General features: G+C 57.3%; 14 protein-coding genes. 12 read left to right on the forward strand and 2 right to left on the reverse strand.

Annotated features, from left to right (window positions below; translation table 11 throughout):
• Nucleotides 1-297: 297 nt before the first annotated feature.
• The 5 genes from AC790_RS00885 to AC790_RS00905 all read left to right on the forward strand — a co-directional run bounded on the left by AC790_RS00885 (nt 298) and on the right by AC790_RS00905 (nt 4,902).
• Nucleotides 298-906, forward strand: a complete 609-nt coding sequence (locus AC790_RS00885) for a cupin domain-containing protein (protein ID WP_007891882.1) — start codon at nt 298-300, stop codon at nt 904-906.
• A gap of 111 nt (nt 907-1,017) precedes the next feature.
• Nucleotides 1,018-2,457, forward strand: a complete 1,440-nt coding sequence (locus AC790_RS00890) for a circularly permuted type 2 ATP-grasp protein (RefSeq protein WP_007891881.1) — start codon at nt 1,018-1,020, stop codon at nt 2,455-2,457.
• The gene (locus tag AC790_RS00895; protein ID WP_007891880.1) at nt 2,451-3,380 is read left to right on the forward strand and encodes an alpha-E domain-containing protein; all 930 of its coding nucleotides are present in this window, start codon (nt 2,451-2,453) and stop codon (nt 3,378-3,380) included. Before AC790_RS00890 ends, AC790_RS00895 begins: the two co-directional genes overlap by 7 nt.
• Nucleotides 3,377-4,177 carry a transglutaminase family protein gene (locus AC790_RS00900; protein WP_007891879.1) on the forward strand — a complete coding sequence of 267 codons (801 nt, stop codon included), beginning with the start codon at nt 3,377-3,379 and terminating at the stop codon, nt 4,175-4,177. The genes AC790_RS00895 and AC790_RS00900 overlap by 4 nt, the downstream gene beginning before the upstream one ends.
• A gap of 20 nt (nt 4,178-4,197) precedes the next feature.
• The gene (locus tag AC790_RS00905) at nt 4,198-4,902 is read left to right on the forward strand and encodes a proteasome-type protease (protein WP_007891878.1); all 705 of its coding nucleotides are present in this window, start codon (nt 4,198-4,200) and stop codon (nt 4,900-4,902) included.
• A 71-nt stretch (nt 4,903-4,973) separates the two neighbouring features.
• Here AC790_RS00905 and AC790_RS00910 read toward each other — a convergent pair whose 3' ends face one another.
• Entirely contained in the window at nt 4,974-5,657 is a 684-nt protein-coding gene (locus AC790_RS00910; RefSeq protein WP_235440713.1) for a response regulator transcription factor, read from the reverse strand.
• Between the two features lie 210 nt (nt 5,658-5,867).
• Here AC790_RS00910 and AC790_RS00915 point away from each other — a divergent pair, with 210 nt between their 5' ends.
• The 5 genes from AC790_RS00915 (at nt 5,868) to AC790_RS00935 (ending at nt 14,620) form a co-directional block, all read left to right on the forward strand.
• On the forward strand, nt 5,868-7,568 hold the full coding sequence (locus tag AC790_RS00915) for a lysophospholipid acyltransferase family protein (protein ID WP_049850648.1): 1,701 nt from the start codon (nt 5,868-5,870) through the stop codon (nt 7,566-7,568).
• A 179-nt stretch (nt 7,569-7,747) separates the two neighbouring features.
• Nucleotides 7,748-8,815, forward strand: coding sequence for an ABC transporter ATP-binding protein (locus AC790_RS00920; protein ID WP_049850649.1), 1,068 nt, complete (start codon nt 7,748-7,750; stop codon nt 8,813-8,815).
• Between the two features lie 24 nt (nt 8,816-8,839).
• A complete protein-coding gene (locus AC790_RS00925) occupies nt 8,840-9,829 on the forward strand; it encodes an ABC transporter substrate-binding protein (RefSeq protein WP_049850650.1) in 990 nt (329 codons plus the stop codon).
• A gap of 2 nt (nt 9,830-9,831) precedes the next feature.
• Nucleotides 9,832-11,574 (forward strand): iron ABC transporter permease, encoded by a 1,743-nt coding sequence (locus AC790_RS00930; RefSeq protein WP_049850651.1) that lies wholly within the window; start codon nt 9,832-9,834, stop codon nt 11,572-11,574.
• A 202-nt stretch (nt 11,575-11,776) separates the two neighbouring features.
• Nucleotides 11,777-14,620: an EAL domain-containing protein gene (locus AC790_RS00935; RefSeq protein ID WP_049850652.1), complete on the forward strand. Its 2,844-nt coding sequence runs from the start codon at nt 11,777-11,779 to the stop codon at nt 14,618-14,620.
• Nucleotides 14,621-14,758: 138 nt separating this feature from the next.
• On the opposite strand, the gene ftnA is transcribed toward AC790_RS00935, so the two are convergent.
• The gene (gene ftnA, locus AC790_RS00940) at nt 14,759-15,265 is read right to left on the reverse strand and encodes a non-heme ferritin (RefSeq protein ID WP_007893200.1); all 507 of its coding nucleotides are present in this window, start codon (nt 15,263-15,265) and stop codon (nt 14,759-14,761) included.
• Nucleotides 15,266-15,503: 238 nt separating this feature from the next.
• Between ftnA and AC790_RS00945 the strand changes: the two genes are divergently transcribed.
• Nucleotides 15,504-16,607: a M20 peptidase aminoacylase family protein gene (locus AC790_RS00945; protein ID WP_049850653.1), complete on the forward strand. Its 1,104-nt coding sequence runs from the start codon at nt 15,504-15,506 to the stop codon at nt 16,605-16,607.
• Between the two features lie 235 nt (nt 16,608-16,842).
• Entirely contained in the window at nt 16,843-18,432 is a 1,590-nt protein-coding gene (gene prfC / locus AC790_RS00950; RefSeq protein ID WP_049850654.1) for a peptide chain release factor 3, read from the forward strand.
• Nucleotides 18,433-18,475: the final 43 nt, after the last annotated feature.

Raw genomic sequence — 18,475 nt, forward strand, 5'->3', positions numbered from 1 at the left:
TTGAATCATCTTTGATTCGACCGGTGGCGAAATCCACCGGTTTTTTTTTGCCTGAAATCCATGCGCCTTGCGGCCAGGTGCGCATAAATGCGCCCCGACAAAACCACTCTATCCCTGCGTAGGGTCGCCATTGATGGCGACCGAATTAACGCCGGCACATCATGTTAAATATGTTGCGCAGTAATTTGGCTTTAGTTAGCTAAATCATTCTTTTATGTGAATTTTGTCGGCGGGCGCACATTGCATTGTGGGTTGGGTAAGCCACAATTAAGCATCGTGTTTAACCGGAGAAAGAGTATGACTGCCAACCACTCCAGCCTGCTGTTACTGATGTCTTTCGCCGCCGGTACCTTTTCCGCGGGATCGTCCAGCAATCCGCAACATTTGATGCTGTCGCTGCCCTCCGGTGGCGTGCCCAATAGCCCGCTGCCGCTGATCATCTGGCCCGGCATCGTGCCGGATGAAGATGAGGCGGAAGATAGCGCCGCCTGGTTTGAAAAAACCTTTACCCGCAACGGCTGGCCGGCCGCCTGGCGTTCGCCGATCTTCCCGTACACCCATTATCATCCCAACACCCATGAAGTGTTAGGCGTAGCGGCCGGTTGGGCGGAGGTGCTGTTTGGCGGCGATAGCGGCCGCATGGTGACGCTGCGCGAAGGCGATGCGGTGCTGATTCCCGCTGGCGTCGGCCACAAGCAGGTGTTTGCCTCGGAGGATTTTTTCACCGTTGGCGCCTATCCTGAAGGAATGTCCCCGGAAACCGTGCGCGATGAGCCGTCGCGTTTGCGTGCGTCGAAGGAGAAGATCCAGCAGGTTCCACTGCCGCAGCGCGATCCGTTTACCGGTGGCGAAGGCGCGATGACGGAGATTTGGCTGCCGATCGCGCAGCAGCTGATGCACCAGTAAAGTGCAATTTCGCCATTTCCTACCGCGCGGCGCGTGTGCCATGCCGGGGCAAGCCTCTGGCACAGTTTGTGCAGGAGAGAGTGATGTCCTCTGACAAGCGCCGGGTAAATCATGAAAGAAAGCTACCAGATAGCACCGCACTTCTATGATGAGATGTTGCTGAGCGATGGCCAACACCGCGCTCACTACCAGCATTACTGGGAATGGTTACAACAGGCGGACAAAGATGCCGTGGCGCGCAAGCGCGAAGAGGCGGAACTGCTGTTTCATCGCGTCGGCATCACCTTCAACGTGTACGGTGACGACGGCGGGGCAGAGCGTTTAATTCCTTTCGATAGCGTGCCGCGCATTATTCCTGCTAGCGAGTGGGCGATGCTCGATCGCGGCATTCGTCAGCGCGTGCAGGCGCTCAACGCCTTTCTGCATGACATCTACCATCAGCAATTCATCCTCAAAGCAGGCATCGTACCCGCCGAGCAGGTGCTGGTGAACGATCAATATCAGCCCTGCATGCACGGCGTCGATCTGCATCGCAATATCTACGCGCACATCGTCGGCGTGGATATGGTGCGCAATAACGACGGCGAATATTACGTGCTGGAGGACAATCTGCGCACGCCATCTGGCGTCTCCTACATGCTGGAGAATCGTAAGATGATGATGCGCCTCTATCCGGAGCTGTTCGCCGAGCGCCACATCGCGCCGGTGGAACGCTATCCTTCTCATCTGCTGCAAACGCTGCGTGAAAGCTCGCCGGTCAACGATCCGGTGGTGGTGGTGCTCACGCCGGGCCGCTTTAACAGCGCCTACTTCGAACACAGTTTCCTCGCGCAGCAGATGGGCGTGGAGCTGGTGGAGAGCGCCGATCTGTTTGTGAAGGATGGCGCGGTGATGATGCGTACCACCGCGGGCCCGTGCAAAATTGATGTGATCTATCGCCGCGTTGATGATGCTTTCCTTGATCCGCTGGCGTTCCGTCCGGATTCGATGCTCGGCGTGCCGGGCCTGCTATCAGTGTATCGATCCGGCAACGTGGTGCTGGCGAATGCCATCGGCACCGGCGTCGCTGATGATAAGTCGATCTATCCCTATGTGCCGGAGATGATCCGCTACTACCTCGACGAAGAGCCGATCCTGAATAACGTTCCTACCTGGCAGTGCCGCAAACCACAGGATTTGACTTATGTGCTGGCCAACCTGGCGAAAATGGTGGTGAAAGAGGTGCACGGCGCGGGCGGCTACGGCATGTTGATTGGCCCGGTGGCGAGCCAGCAGGAGCTGAGTGATTTCCGCGATCGCCTCAAAGCGCGGCCGGAAAATTACATCGCCCAGGACACGCTGTCGCTCTCGACCTGCCCAACCTTTATTGATAACGGCCTCGCGCCGCGTCATATCGATCTGCGGCCGTTTGCCCTGTGTGGCGCGGATATCCGGCTGGTGCCTGGCGGCTTAACCCGCGTGGCGCTCAACGAAGGTTCGCTGGTGGTGAACTCGTCGCAGGGCGGCGGCACCAAGGACACGTGGGTTCTGGAGGATGACGCATCATGCTAAGCCGCACGGCCAGTGGCCTTTATTGGATGGCGCGCTATCTGGAGCGCGCAGAACAACTCGCTCGCGTGTTGGATGTCACCAACCGTTTGTCGTTAATGCCGGTACGCGGTAATCAGGGTGATGATCTGCTGCTGCCGCTCAACCTCACCGGCACGCGTGAACTGTTCGAAACCCTCAACGGTCGCTTCACTATGTCGCAGCTGTTCAACTTCTTCGCGCTTGACGATCGCAATCCGTGCAGCATTTTCAGCTGCTGGCAGGAGGCGTGGAACAATGCGCATGCGGTGCGCGGCAGTTTGTCATCGGAAGTGTGGGAGAGCATCAACTCGACCTGGATCGAGATGCGCAATACGCGGCGGCGCGGCATCACCAGCGCCAATGCCGATAGCTTTTTTGATTGGGTTAAAGAGCGCTCGCACCTGTTTCGCGGCGCGATGTTCGGCACCTTGCTGCGCGGCGATGCCATGAGCTTTATCCGCATCGGCACATTAATGGAGCGCAGCGACGGCACCGCGCGTCTGTTGAGTGTCAATCAGCAACTGATGGAGCAGCAGTCGGATTCGGTACGTGAATATTATCGCCTCGACACCCTGCTGCGCGCGGTATCCGCCCGCGAAGCCTATAACGCCATATTCAAGCAGCAGCTGTTGCCGGATCTGGTGAATGAGATGCTGATCCTGCGCAGCGAAAGCCCGCGATCGCTGCACTCCTGCATTGATGAGATCGCTACGCAGCTGGAGCAGCTCGGCAGCAGCGGGGAAGATCGACCGCGCTATTTGATCACCGTGCTGCTGGCGGAGATGCGTTTCAGCACCTGGGAAAGCCTGACGCAGGAAGGGTTAACGCACTGGCTCACGGCTTTCCTGACGCGCCTCAACGCGCTGGCAGACAGCATCAATCACACCTATCTGGAGGCGAAATGAGACTGAACATCGAGCATAAAACCCGCTACGCCTATGAGCAGCAGGTGACACTCAGTACCCAGTATCTGCGCCTGACGCCGCAAAACTCGGTGCATCAACGGATTATCTCGTGGGATCTGGAGCTGCCGTGCGCAGCCACCTGCACGCAAGATGCCTATGGCAATGTGATGCATGTGCTGACGCTGGATACGCCACATCAGCAGCTCGATATCGCGGCGCGTGGCGTGGTAGAGATTCTTGATGCCGGCGAATGGGCGCCCGATCCGGAATGCGCCTTGTCGCCGCTGGTGTTTCTGCGCGCCACGCCGCTGACCCAGCCCGATGGCGAAATCCGCGAGTTTGCTCAGCGCTACTGGCGGCCGGAAAAGCCGCTGGCCAGCCTGGAAAAATTGATGGATGAACTGCTGCTGAAGATGCCGTATCGTCCCGGCAGCACCCAGGTGAGTGATAACGCGGCGAAAGTATTTGCTGCCGGCAGCGGCGTTTGCCAGGATCACAGTCACGTGTTTCTCGCCTGCTGTCGCAGCCTGGGGATTCCGGCGCGCTATGTCAGCGGTTATCTCTATACTGAAAACGTGGAGCACGTCGCCACTCATGCCTGGGTTGAAGCCTGGCTGGATGGCAGTTGGCACAGCTTTGATATCACCAATAATACCCGTAGCACGCGCCAGCATTTGCGGCTGGCAGTCGGCGTGGATTATCTCGATGCGTGTCCGGTGCGCGGTATGCGGCTGGGCGGCGGCGGTGAAGATATGCTGGCGGTGGCTGCGGTGCTGCAGGTGCACGGGCAGCAGTAATTTTCCTGGCAGGCTTAACTATGACTTATTGTGTGGCAATGCGTTTATCGTCAGGGATGATTTTTGTTTCCGATTCACGTACCAACGCGGGCGTTGATCATATTTCCTCGTTCCGTAAATTGCATGTGTTTCAGGTGGATGATGAGCGCACGCTGGTGCTGCAAAGCGCTGGCAATCTGGCGACCACGCAGAGCGTGCTGAGCCTGCTGCGACGTAACAACGGCGATGGCGATCAGCCCAATCTGCTGAATGGGCGATCGCTGTATGACATTGCGCTGATGGTGGGTGAAACGCTGCGTGAAGTGATTAAGCGCGATGGCGAGGAGTTTGGCGGCACGCTGTTGTTGGGCGGCCAGATTCGCGGCGAGGAGCCACGTCTGTTTCAGATCTACCCGCAGGGCAACTTCATTGAGGCGAGCGTCGATACGCCCTATTTCCAGATTGGTGAGAGCAAATACGGTAAACCGATTATTGATCGCGTGCTGCGCTACGAAACGCCTTTAAGCCAGGCGATGCAGTGCGCGCTGATTTCGATGGACTCTACGCTGGCGAGTAATATTTCCGTTGGCCTGCCGCTGGATGTGATGGTGTATCGCAGCGACAGTTTTAGCGACAGCGAGCAATATCACATCACCGAACAGCATCCCTACTATTCGCAGATTCGCCAGCTGTGGAGCAAAGGGTTGTTGAGCGTGTTTTCGCAGTTGCCACCGTTAAAGTTGTAACCGCTGCATGTAAATGCGCATGTTATGCGCTAGGGTCGCCATTAATGGCGACCTGGTCAATTGCCGCGCAATTAAATCAGCGCATTGAGTTTGGCGGTCATATTAATTCCGCTAATCCCTTTTAATCCTAATTTGCGCAGGATTTTTATTTTATAAGTGCTGACGGTTTTACTGCTCAGCTGTAATTGCGAAGCGATCTCTTTATTACTCATCCCCGAAGCCAGTTTAACTAACACCACCAATTCGCGTCGCGTCAGGCTCATCAGTTTCTCGCTCTCGATCAATTCTCCGGCATCCGCGGCGGCATGGGTCACCGGATAAAAACGATTACCGCGCTCGACTTCTTTTATGGCGGTAATGAGCGTGTCTAATTCCCCCCGTTTGTAGACATAACCCTCAACGCCTAATTGCAGGCAACAGCGTTGATAAAAAAGACTTTCTGAGGCGGTAAATATGATGATTTTCTGTTCAGGAAGCGCGCGTTTAATATCGGCAATCAGCGGAATGCCGGCGCGGCCGGGCATGGTGAGATCGAGTAGCAGGACGTCTGGACGCAGCTGGTGCAGCTCGGTAATCAGCATATCTCCTTTCTGCGCAATGCCAACAATTGCATAGTGATATGAGTCTAAAAGTGCCTGGATACCCGCACAAATTAACGGATGGTCATCAACAATAAATACCGAATGAATCATATGTGTAGCCCAGAAAAAAAAGAAAAAACCCAAGGGTGAAAAACACCCATAAAAAAAACACAACCAGAGGTGTGACCAGATTAATTCACGGGGCTTAACAATAAGATTTAAGCTCTGTCTTGAATTTGGGAATTTAAGATCAATTGATCGGTTTTATGCGCGAGAACAAAGCACGTTGCTTTTTTTTCCGCCGTAACAGGACGCGAGTCATAAATCTGAAAACAAGCCGTTTTAACGTCGAGGCGATAAACCGCGGCGCATAAAAGGTGAATGATGTTTTCAGTTGATCAGCTTCTCGATAGTTACTGGCCAGGTCATCAGGCGGCGAACTGGCAAAAAAGCGCGCTGAAATGGGCGGTTCGCGAGCATGAATTCCAGGCATTTGCCGCGCGTTATCGCCACCTCAAAGGCGTGGACATGGTGGAGCAAGTGCTGGATCACCTGGATGTGCGCTGCGAACTGAGCGAGCGTGATTTAGAGCAGATCCCCACGCGCGGGCCGGTGGTGATTGTGGCGAATCATCCGCTCGGTGCGTTGGATGGATTGGCGCTGCTGGCGGCGGTTTCACAGGTGCGGCGCGATGTGAAAATCGTGGCTAACCGCATGTTGATGATGCTGGAGCCGATCAACAACATGATGCTGCCGGTGGATAACATGGGCAACCGCACCAGCCGCGAGCAGCTCACGCGCATGCAGCAGCATCTTGATAATCAGGGCGTGCTGATTATCTTCCCGGCGGGCGAAGTGTCGCGCCTCTCCAGCCGTGGTGTGCGCGATCGTCACTGGCATCACAGCTTTCTGCGCCTCGCGGCCCGCGCCCGTGCGCCGATTGTGCCGGTGCACGTGGTGGGCCGTAACAGCCTGGCGTTCTACGCGGCGGCCAAAATCGCCTCGCCGCTGGCGCTGTTAATGCTGGTACGCGAGATGTTCCGCCAGCGCGGGTCACGCATCAAACTGCATATCGGCGAGCAGATCCCGTTTGCCAACTGGCACGATGGCCACACGCCGGGCAAAGAGCTGGCGAAGCGGCTGCGCAAACATCTCTACCGGATTGGTCAGGGCCGTCGCGGCCTGTTCCAGACCGAAGCGGCGATTGCGCGTCCTGAAGATCGCGCTGAACTGAAAAAAGCGCTTTTGGAGAGCGAGCGTCTGGGCACGCTGCCCGATGGCAAACAGATCTATCTGTGGCGGCGCAACGGCGCCAGCTGGGTACCGCTGCTGCGTGAACTGGGACGTTTGCGCGAAGTCGCGTTCCGCGCGGTGGGCGAGGGCAGCGGTCGCCGTCGCGATCTTGATAAATACGATGATGATTACTATCACCTGATTCTGTGGGATGACGATGCGCTGGAGATCGTCGGTGCTTATCGCTTTATTCCGGGTGCCGAACAGCTGGCGCGCCGTGGGCTGGAGGGGATTTACAGCGACAGCCTGTTCCACTACGACGCGCGCATGTTGCCGATCATTAATCAGGGATTGGAGCTGGGGCGCAGTTTTATTCAGCCCGCTTATTGGGGCAAACGCGGCCTCGATTATCTGTGGATGGGCATCGGTGCCTACATCGCCCGCTATCCGGAAACCCGCTATCTGTTTGGTCCGGTCTCGATTTCCGGCGGTATGCCGCTGGCTGCACGCGATCTGCTGGTGGCGTTTTATCGCCTCTACTTCCCCACCGAACTGCCGCTGGCCACCTCACGTCGTCCCTATCCGGCATCGCTGCCAGAAGTGCTGGCCCAGTTCACCGGCGATAACTACAGCGAAGATTTGCGGCGTCTCAAACATCTACTGGCCAATCTCGGTACTGCCATTCCTACGCTCTACAAACAGTACTCCGAGGTGTGCGAACCGGGCGGCGTGCAGTTTATCGATTTCGGCAGCGATCCCGATTTCAATAACTGCATTGATGGCCTGGTGCTGGTGGATCTCACCCGCGTGAAGCCCGCGCGCTATGAGCGCTATATCGGGATGCATCTGTGAATCGGCTTGCAGCACGCACGTCCTCGTTGCGGCGCGATTTATCGCGCTCTGTACACTCCGCTCTCCTGGAGAACGCGCAATAAATTGCGCCGCTACAACCTAGGCGGACAATGATGTCACGGCGCTGTCATCTGAGTGTCGTAGGGTCTTAGCCGGACTGTCAGAGAAAGGCCGCAAACATGGCGTCAATCACACTGCGCGGGCTGTGCAAATCCTTTGCGGCGCAGCCGGTATTGCAAGACATCTCGCTGCAGATTGCGCAGGGAGAATTTATCGCCGTATTGGGCCCGTCGGGCTGCGGCAAGACCACGTTGCTGCGCCTGCTGGCCGGTTTCGAAACCGCCGATGGAGGCGAAATCCACGTTGGCGATCGCTGCTTTGCCGCACCGGGCGTGCATCTGCCGCCGGAAGATCGTCAGCTTGGCGTGGTGTTCCAGAGCTACGCGCTATGGCCGCATATGACGGTGGCGGAGAATGTCTCCTACAGCCTGAAGGTGAACGGCGTAGCACGTGCTGAGCGCGAGCGCCGCACCCAGCAGGCGCTGGAGCTGGTGGGATTAGAACACTTCGCGGCACGTCGTCCCGCCGATCTCTCCGGCGGCCAGCGTCAGCGCGTGGCGCTCGCCCGTTGTTTGGTGGCGCAGCCGACGCTGGTGCTGCTCGACGAGCCGCTGGCGAACCTCGATGTTCATCTGCGTGCCACCATGGAAGAGGAGTTCCGCCGCTTCCATCACCACAGTCACGCCACCCTGCTTTACATCACCCACGATCAGCATGAAGCGATGGCGCTGGCCGATCGCATTGTGGTGATGGATGGCGGACGCGTAATGCAGTTCGCCACGCCGCAAACGCTGTGGCGCGAGCCGGCGAATGCCATGGTCGCGCGCTTTATTGATGACGGCAAAGTTCTGCCCATCAGCGATATTGAACCGCTCGGCGAGGGCCGCGCCTTTGCCACGCTGTTTGGGGTGCGCATGGCGTTACGCTGTGCGCCACATCAGCGCCCGCAGCCACAGGCGCAGGCCAGTTTCCACGCGGTGGATTTTCGTCTGGCTCAGCCCGGCGAGCCGCAATTTGCCGCTCGCGTACAGCGGGTGATCTATCGCGGCGGCCATCATCAGCTCAACGTCACGCCGCTGGCTGCACCCGAATCCCGCCTCACGCTGCTGCTGGCCGATCAATCTTTACCCGCTGTCGACGCGACCCTCGGTGTGGCGCTGCGCGACGGCTGGATTCTTCCTTCTTAACCTTCTTCTACTCAGGGACATGCGATGCGTACTACCTTCAACGTTTTGATGTTAGCCAGCGGTTTACTGGTTTCTGCCGTCACTCATGCCGAACCGGCGCCAGCGGGCAAGCTGGTGGTCTACACCTCGCAGGCGCCGGAGATTGCGCAGCAAACCATGGATGCATTTAAAGCCGCCTATCCCAATGTGCAGGTGGAGTGGACGCGCAACGGCACCACGCAGTTGATGAACGTGCTGCGTACCGAAATGCTGAGCGGCCAGGCCAAACCGGACGTGCTGCTGATTGCCGATGCCATTAACCTTGGCGCGCTGAAAAATGAGAACCAGCTCTACACCTACAACGATGCGCCGCTCAGCCACATCAATCCGTCGTTCTACGACCAGGACAAGACCTTCTTTGGCACCAAAATTATCGCCACGGTGATTGCGTATAACACCCAGCACGCGCAGCCGGTTGACAGCTGGAGTGCGCTGGCGGTCGAAGCCAATAAAGGCCAGATCGCGGTGCCAAGCCCGCTGTACTCCGGCGCGGCGCTCTACAAGCTGCACACCGATATCAACACGCCGTCAATTGGCTGGAGCTTCTATAAAAAGCTGGCGGCGCTGGGTGTTGCGCCGCAGGGCGGCAACGGTCCGGCGCTGAAGGCGGTGGCCAGCGGGCTGGATAAATACGGCATCATCACCGACGCCGATGTGATTCTGGCGAAGAAAAAGGGCTCGCCGGTTGATCTGGTTTATCCGCAAGAGGGCGTCTCCTACGTCACCGAACCGGTAGCGATCATGAAATCGGTGCATAACCTGCCTGCCGCCAAAGCGTTCGTGAACTTTTTGCTGTCCGAGCCGGGCCAGAAACTCGTGGTTGAGCAGGGCAACCGTCCGGTTGACGATCGTATCGCGGCGCCGGAAGGTTTCACGCCCATCAACAAAATTAAGTTGCTGTCGCCGGACGTAGCGCAAGCGATTAAAGAAGACGCCGCAGTGCGCGAGCAGTTTACCGCGCTGTTTGGCGGCTAATCATGAGCGTGGTGAGCAACGAATGGCGTAGCACGGCGCGCGGCGCTAAACGCCTGGGCTTTAACAGCGAACGGCTCATTCTGGCGCTGCTGGTGCTATTGATTGGCCTGCTCTCGGTCGCGCCGCTGCTGCGGTTGGTGTGGACCGCGATTGCGCCGCACGGCGTGCCGGATCTGGCGCGCTTGACGCGTCTGCTGGCGAGCGATCGCGTGTTGATCGCCAGCTTCAATACCTTGTTCATTGCGCTCAGTTCGACCCTTATCTCGGTGCTGCTGGGCACCGTCGCCGCGTGGCTGGTGGCGCTCAGCGATATGCGCGGCAAAACCGCCTGGGTGTTTGCCTTTATTCTGCCGCTGATGATTCCGCCGCAGGTGACGGCGCTGGCGTGGCTGCAGGCGCTGGCGCCCGGCAGTCCGCTGGCGCTGCTGTTTGCCCGTCTGGGATGGCCGTGGTTTGCGCCGGGCGAACAGCCGCTCTACTCCTTAAGCGGCATGGTGTTGCTGCTGGGTACCCATAATGCGCCGCTGGTGTTTCTCACCGTGCGCGCGGGATTACGGCGGCTGCCGGCTGATTTGGTCGAAGCCGCGCAGGCCAGTGGCGCCTCACGGGCGCGCGTGCTGTTCACGATTATTTTGCCGCTGGCGCGCCCAGCGATTTTTGCCGGTGCCGCACTGACCTTTGTCGCGGCCGCAGGCAACTTCGGCATACAGGCGATGCTGGGGATTCCGGCGCGCGTCCCGACGCTGATCACGCTGGTGTATCAACAGCTGAATGGCATTGGTCCGAGTGCGCTGCCGAATACCGCCGTTTACGCCTTGTTAATTGCCGTAATTACGCTGGCGGGCATGGCGGCCAGCGCGTGGTTAGGTGGGCGACATGATGTGCGCGTCAACGGTGCGCCGCGTGTGTGGCAGCAATCGCTGGGGCGTGGCCGGATGGCGATTGCCGGCGCCGCCTGGCTGTGGATGGCGCTGACCTTGTTATTACCGCTCAGCGCTTTGCTAATCACCGCATTAACCCGTGGTTTCGGCCAGGCGCTGAGCTGGCAAACCCTGACGCTGGAGAACTTCCGCGCCGCGTTGTGGGGATATCCGGCGGTGCGTCACGCTTTTCTCACCAGCCTGGGCTTGACCACGCTAACGGCGCTGCTGCTGACCTTCTGCGCGCTGTTTCTCGCTTACTTCCTCAGCTGGCGTCGCAGCAAATTAGTGCGCGGCCTGTGGCTGGCAAGTGAACTGACCTACGCGCTGCCGGGCATTGTCACCGGCGTGGCGGCGATGCTGTTCTTCCTGCGTCCGCTGCCGATGATCAATGTGTCGCTGTACGGCACGGTATGGATCATCCTTGCCGCTTATCTGGCGAACTTTCTCGCACTGGTGTTGCGTCCGACGCTGGCGGGATTTGCGCAACTGGAACCGGCGCTGGATGAAGCCGCGCGGTTGTGCGGTGCGGGTTTCATGCGCCGCATGCGCGATATTTTACTGCCGCTGGCGGCGCCGTCGGCCCTGGCCGGCAGTGTGCTGGTATTTCTCACGGCGCTGAATGAGATTCAGGTTTCAATACTGCTGGTGACCTCGCAAACGCAAACTATCGGACCGACCATCGTGTTTCTTGATGAAGGCGGATCGGCTTCGCTGGCGGCGGCGGTGGGCTGCCTGATGATCCTCGTGGTTTTCTTATTAATGGCGCTTGCTAGCAGGCTGACGCGCCGCCTGCCGCAGGGCGTTTTGCCGTGGCAGGCATAACGGTTTTTACCGTCAACAGTTGCTGATTGCTGAAGTATCCCGCTGAACATTTTCTCGCCACTGCCGATAACTGACCTACCAACATTTGTCTGTGGATGAATAGCGCTTGTCAGCGCTGCGTATTTGCGCTTAAGTCTGCATGCTAATTAAGAATTTTCTTAATATTTCTGAATAATACCAGGCCAGCAATAGGCGAATAACAATGAATAATAACTCTGACGTCATGTACCGATTATTGGTGCAGAGCGTGGTGGATTACGCCATTTACATGCTCAAACCCGATGGCACCGTGGCGAACTGGAACGCCGGGGCACAACGCGCCAAAGGCTACACGCCCGATGAAATTGTTGGGAAGAATTTTGCGCTGTTCTACAGCGAAGACGATCGTAAAAACGGCGCGCCGCAGCGCGGGCTGGCGGTGGCGACAGCGACGGGGCGCTTCGAAACCGAAGGCTGGCGCTATCGCAAAGATGGCAGCGCGTTTTGGGCGCATGTGGTGATCGACGCGATTCGGGATGAGTATGGCGAGCTGATGGGTTTTGCCAAAATCACCCGCGACTGCACCGAACAGCAGGAACAACAGCGTAAACAGCGCGAGCAGGAGCAGCGCTTTCGCATGCTGGTGGAGGGCGTCAGCGATTACGCCATCTACATGCTCGATTTGGACGGCAACGTTGAAAATTGGAACGTAGGCGCCCAGCGCGCGAAAGGCTACGTGGCCGAAGAGATCGTCGGACAGCACTTCTCACGCTTCTATAGCGCGCAGGATCGCCTCAATCACATCCCGGAAAAAAACCTTACCACCGCGTTTAAAACTGGCCGTTTCGAAGATGAAGGCTACCGCTATCGCAAAGATGGCAGCGCGTTCTGGGCGCACGTGATTATTGATGCGATTCGCGATGATGCCGGTAAATTGATCGGCTACGCCAAAATCACCCGCGACTGTACTGAGCAGCAGGCGCTGCTGCGCAAACAGCATGAGCAGGAGAAAAACTTCCGCCTGCTGGTGGAGGGCGTGCGCGATTACGCCATCTATATGCTGGACGTGCAGGGCCGCGTGGTGAACTGGAATAGTGGTGCTCAGCGCGCCAAAGGCTATATCGCCGACGAGATTGTCGGTCAGCACTTCTCGGTGTTTTACAGCTCCGCCGAACGCAATGCCAACGCGCCCGAAGCCAACCTCGGGATTGCGTTAAAAACCGGCCGTTTCGAAGATGAGGGCTGGCGCTACCGCAAAGACGGCTCGGCGTTTTGGGCGCATGTGGTTATCGAGGCCATCCACGATGAAATCGGCAAACTGATTGGTTTCGCCAAAATTACCCGCGATATCACTGAACGGCGTGAGAATGAGCAGCAGCTGCTGCGTGCGCGCGATTTAGCGCAGACGCAGAGCGCGAAGATGTCTGAGCTGTCGGGCTTCCTTGACACCATCATCAGTAATATTCCGTCTTGCGTGATTGTTGAAGACGCCATCAGCCGCGAAATTTTGATGGTGAATGACAAAGCCGAGCAGCTGTTTGGCGTCAATAAAGCGCTGATCATGCATAAACGTCCGCATGAGTGCATGTCGGCCGAGCTGGGGGATTACTTCAATAGCCTGGCGGATGTGGCCTTGCGCAGCGAAGGTATTCATGCGCGCGAACAGCTGATGCTAACCGCCGGCGGCGAGCGCATTCTGCATACCCGCGCCACCACCATCAGCGGCAAAGATATGCGGCAGAACTACGTGATGCTGATTGTGGAAGATGTGACCGACCAGCGCGAAGCCGATGCGCGCATCCGCCATATGGCGCACCACGATAACCTCACCAGCCTGCCAAACCGCGTGCTGTTCCGCCAGAAGCTGAGCGAAGCGCTGCGCGTGGATAACCAGAACGGCCACACCAGCGCCACGCTGTGTCTCGATCTCGACAACTTTAAAAACGTCAACGATGCGCTCGGCCACCAGATTGGTGACGACCTGCTGCGCGTGGTGGCAAAGCGCCTGCGAACTGCGCTGCGCGATCACGATACCCTGGCCCGCATCGGTGGCGATGAGTTTGCCATTGTGCTGCCGAATGTGCGCAGCGCGGATGAAGCGGCGGTGGTGGCACAACGTTTGATCGAAGCGATTCGTCCGCCGATTAACGTGGAAGGGCATAACTTGTCGGTGGGCTTGAGCGTTGGCATCGCGCTGACCTCGCAAGCCACCAATACGCCGGAACATATGCTGCGCTGCGCCGACATGGCGCTGTATGAAGCCAAGCGCAATGGGCGCAACCGCTTCGAGCACTTCACCATGGAGATGGACGATCAGGCGCGCAGCCGTCGCGTGATCGAGAACGATCTGCGGGAAGCGATCACCGGTCGCCAGCTCAAACTCTATTACCAACCGATCACCGACGAGAAAGGCATTATTGGCTATGAAGCGCTGATGCGCTGGCATCACCCGATTAAGGGGCTGATCATGCCGAATGATTTCATCCCCATTGCTGAAGAGACCGGCTTGATCCATATGCTCGGCGCGTATGCGCTGTATGAAGCCTGCCGCGAAGCGCAGAGCTGGGGCACGCAACAATCGGTGTCGGTTAACCTGTCGCCGCTGCAGTTCAAAAACAGCTCGCTGGTTTCGGTGGTGGAAGGGGCGTTACGGGAATCAGGGCTGGCACCGCATCGGCTGGAAGTGGAGATCACCGAATCGGTACTGCTGGACGATACGCTTGGCAATATCCGCACGCTACAAAGCCTGAAAACCCTTGGCGTGCAGATTGCGCTGGATGATTTCGGCACCGGCTATTCATCGCTGAGCTATTTGCGCTCGTTCCCGTTCGACAAGATCAAAATCGACAAGTCGTTTATCAACGATATGGGCGACAGCCGCGAGGCGCTGGCGATTATCCGCGCCATTACCGGCATGAGCCGCAGCCTGGATATTCAGATCACCGCCGAAGGTGTGGAGAGCAGCGAGCAGTTCGCCAAGCTGCGCGAAGAGGGCTGTACGCTGTTCCAGGGTTATTTCTTTGGGCGTCCACAGCCATCGGAACTGCGTTTGAAAGAGCTGGATTAAAATCGCGCGATAAATCGCGCCGCTACAGATTCGTGCATGTAGTGTAGCGGCGCAATTTATTGCGCAATGTTGAACGCAGCCAAAAAAAACGCCCGACATGTCGGGCGTTTGCTGTTTTGCTGTGGGTAATCTTTATTATTATGCACCGTGGCCGTCGACGGACATGTGGCCGAGATCTTTGTCCACCAGGAACAGGCCTTCGCCTTTGTTGCCCACCAGCGCCAGTTTATCCAGCACGGTTTTGAACAGTTTCTCTTCTTCATGCTGCTCTGCCACGTACCACTGCAGGAAGTTGAAGGTCGAGTAATCCTGGGTGGTTAATGCGGTGTGCACCAGCTCGTTGATTTTTTTGGTGATCAGTTGCTCATGCTTCAGCGCTTCTTCCAGCACGTCATTCAGTGAAGTCCAGCTAATTGCCGGTGCGGCAATGCTGCCCAGAACCGGCAGAGCACCTGCATCGCTGACGTAATCGAACAGCTTCTGCATGTGCTGCATCTCTTCGCGTGAGTGCATTTTCAGGAATGAAGCGGCACCTTCGTAGCCTTTGTCGCTGCACCAGGCGCTCATCTGTAGATACAGGTTGGCAGAGAAGAATTCGAGGTTCAGCTGGTCGTTCAAACGAGAGGTCATTTCAGCAGTTAACATGGCTGATTCCTTTTTAATTTATTAGGTGAAGTACGGCGAATTATGCATCAATCTATACTTTTTTGTGAAGGCTTTTTCGTAAAAAGGTTGAATTTATCTTATTGATTGTAAATGGAATTATTCCACTTGTTGAATGCGAGGAGTTCTCAACTTTGACTAATTTTCATTCACGCTGGATTGATTATAGCTGCACATCGGGCGATGCTGAGGCTTGCCTTTACTTGTCAGGAGCTTAGCGGTGTCCAACGTCTTAGAGCATTACCATTATCTGCATGAAATCCCTGAGCTGGGTTTTCAGGAATTTAAAACCTCCGCTTATATTGCCGATCAGCTGGAAAGTGCCGGCATTAAGGTGACGCGCGGCATTAATAACACCACCGGCATTGTGGCGGAAATCGACAGCGGCAAACCTGGCCCGGTGCTGGCGCTGCGTGCGGATATGGATGCGCTGGGGCATATCATTAATGGCGTGGCTTGTGCTCGCCACACCTGCGGTCACGATGGTCACTCCTCGGTGGTGCTGACGGCGGCGCAACAGCTGCTGAAAGAGGGCGCAATTAAGAGAGGACGCCTGAAACTGCTGTTCCAGCCCGCCGAAGAACTGGGTGCCGGGGCGCTGGCGATGATAGAAGGCGGCGCGCTTGATGATGTGGAGATGATTCTTGGCTTCCATGTGCGCCCGCTGGAGGAGTGTCACGTGGGGCAGGCGACGCCGGCGGTGATCTACTCCGCCTGCAGTACGCTGGAAGCGACGATTAAAGGGACTCCCGCGCACGCCGCGCGTCCGCATTTGGGCGTTAACGCGCTGGACGCGGCGGTACAAGCGGTGCAGGCGGTTAACGCTATCCATCTGCCGCCAGGTTTAACCTGGAGCGTCAAAGCGACGCGCTTCCTGTGTGATGCCGGTGTGACCAACTCGGTGCCGGATGAGGCGCGCGTGGTGTGGGATCTGCGTTCGCAGGAAAACGCGCCCATGGACCTGCTGAAAGAGAAGGTGACGCTGGCGATTCAGCACAGCGTGGCGGCGCTGGGTGCCTCGGCGGACGTGGTGGTGCTGAAAGAGATGCCGGCCGCGGAAATTCACGAGGAAGCCACTGCCGTGATTCGCGCGGCGATTGTTGATGTACTGGGCGAAGAGGGTTTGCTGGAAACCAAAACCACGCCGGGCAGCGAGGATTTCTTCTATTACCCGGTGAAAAATCCGCAGGTGAAGGCCGGTTTCTGGGGGCTGGGAACCAATCTGGTGCCGGGCCTGCATCATCCTGATATGCGCTTTGAATTGAGCTCGCTGGAGATTGGCGTGAAGATCTTTAAGGCGGCGGTGGTGCGGGTTCTGGGTTAGTTGTGATTGTTTCCCCTCGCCCTGACCAGCGATTCCCCCCCTCGGCGAAATATTGTATGCTATGCCGCCTCAATTACTGATGGGATTTCAGGACTGCCGCCAATGTAGATCGCGCACCTCTTGCTGTGAACTGACGCTACTGCGTCGCCATTGGCCGCGTTATCCCGCGGAATGACCCCGAAACGATTTATCGCAGCGCGCCGCCCGCGCGTTGCCCTTGAAGAAGAATTCACTCATGTCTAATGCTCCCTTTTTAGAAGAAGTGGCGCGCCGCCGTACCTTTGCGATCATCTCGCACCCGGACGCCGGTAAAACCACAATCACCGAAAAAGTGCTGCTGTTCGGACAGGCGATTCAAATCGCCGGTACCGTCAAAGGCCGCGGCTCCAATCAGCACGCGAAATCAGACTGGATGGAGATGGAGAAACAACGTGGTATCTCCATCACCACCTCGGTGATGCAGTTCCCGTATCGCGATAGCCTCGTTAACCTGCTGGATACTCCAGGACACGAAGACTTCTCCGAAGATACTTACCGCACGCTGACGGCGGTCGACTGCTGCCTGATGGTGATCGATGCTGCGAAAGGCGTCGAAGATCGTACCCGCAAGTTGATGGAAGTGACGCGCCTGCGTGATACGCCGATCATCACCTTCATGAACAAACTCGACCGTGACATCCGCGATCCGATGGAGCTGCTGGATGAAGTGGAGAGCGAGCTGAAAATCGCCTGCGCGCCAATCACCTGGCCGATTGGCTGTGGCAAGTTGTTCAAAGGGGTTTATCACCTCTATAACGACGAAATCTACCTGTATCAAACCGGTAAAGGCCACACCATTCAGGAAGTGCGCATTGTTAAAGGTCTGGCGAATCCAGAGCTGGACGCGGCGGTAGGTGAAGATCTGGCACAGCAGCTGCGCGATGAGCTGGAGCTGGTGCAGGGCGCTTCGCACGAGTTCGATCAGGAGCTGTTCCTGAGCGGCGAAATCACCCCGGTATTCTTCGGTACCGCGCTGGGTAACTTTGGCGTCGATCATATGCTCGATGGCCTGGTTTCGTGGGCGCCACGTCCGATGCCGCGCAACACCGACACGCGTCTGGTGGAAGCGAAAGAAGAGAAATTCAGCGGCTTCGTGTTTAAGATCCAGGCAAACATGGACCCGAAACACCGCGACCGCGTGGCATTTATGCGCGTGGTGTCCGGCAAGTACGAAAAAGGCATGAAGCTGCGTCAGGTGCGTACCGGTAAAGATGTGGTGATCTCCGATGCGCTGACCTTTATGGCGGGCGACCGTTCGCACGTGGAAGAGGCCTATCCGGGCGACATCATTGGTCTGCACAACCACGGCACCATCCAGATCGGCGACACCTTTACTCAGGGTGAAAACATGAAGTTCACCGGCATTCCGAACTTCGCGCCAGAGCTGTTCCGTCGCATTCGTCTGCGCGATCCGCTGAAGCAGAAACAGCTGCTGAAAGGGCTGGTGCAGCTGTCGGAAGAGGGCGCGGTACAGGTGTTCCGTCCGGTACATAACAACGATCTGATCGTCGGCGCGGTCGGTGTGCTGCAGTTCGAAGTGGTGGTGGCGCGCCTGAAAAGCGAATACAACGTTGAAGCGATTTACGAAGCCATCAACGTCTCAACCGCCCGTTGGGTTGAGTGTGATGACGCGAAAAAATTCGACGATTTCCAGCGTAAAAACGAAGTGAACCTGGCGCTGGATGGCGGTGATAACCTCACTTATATCGCGCCAACCATGGTGAACCTCAATATCACCCAGGAGCGTTATCCTGACGTGAGATTCCGCAAAACGCGCGAGCACTAATCGGCATTGCCTGCAGGGTCAGTGGTTTTCACTGGCCCTGTTT

Origin of the sequence: Pantoea sp. RIT-PI-b (assembly GCF_001187905.1) — a bacterium.
GTDB classification, from domain to species: Bacteria; Pseudomonadota; Gammaproteobacteria; order Enterobacterales; family Enterobacteriaceae; genus Pantoea; species Pantoea nemavictus.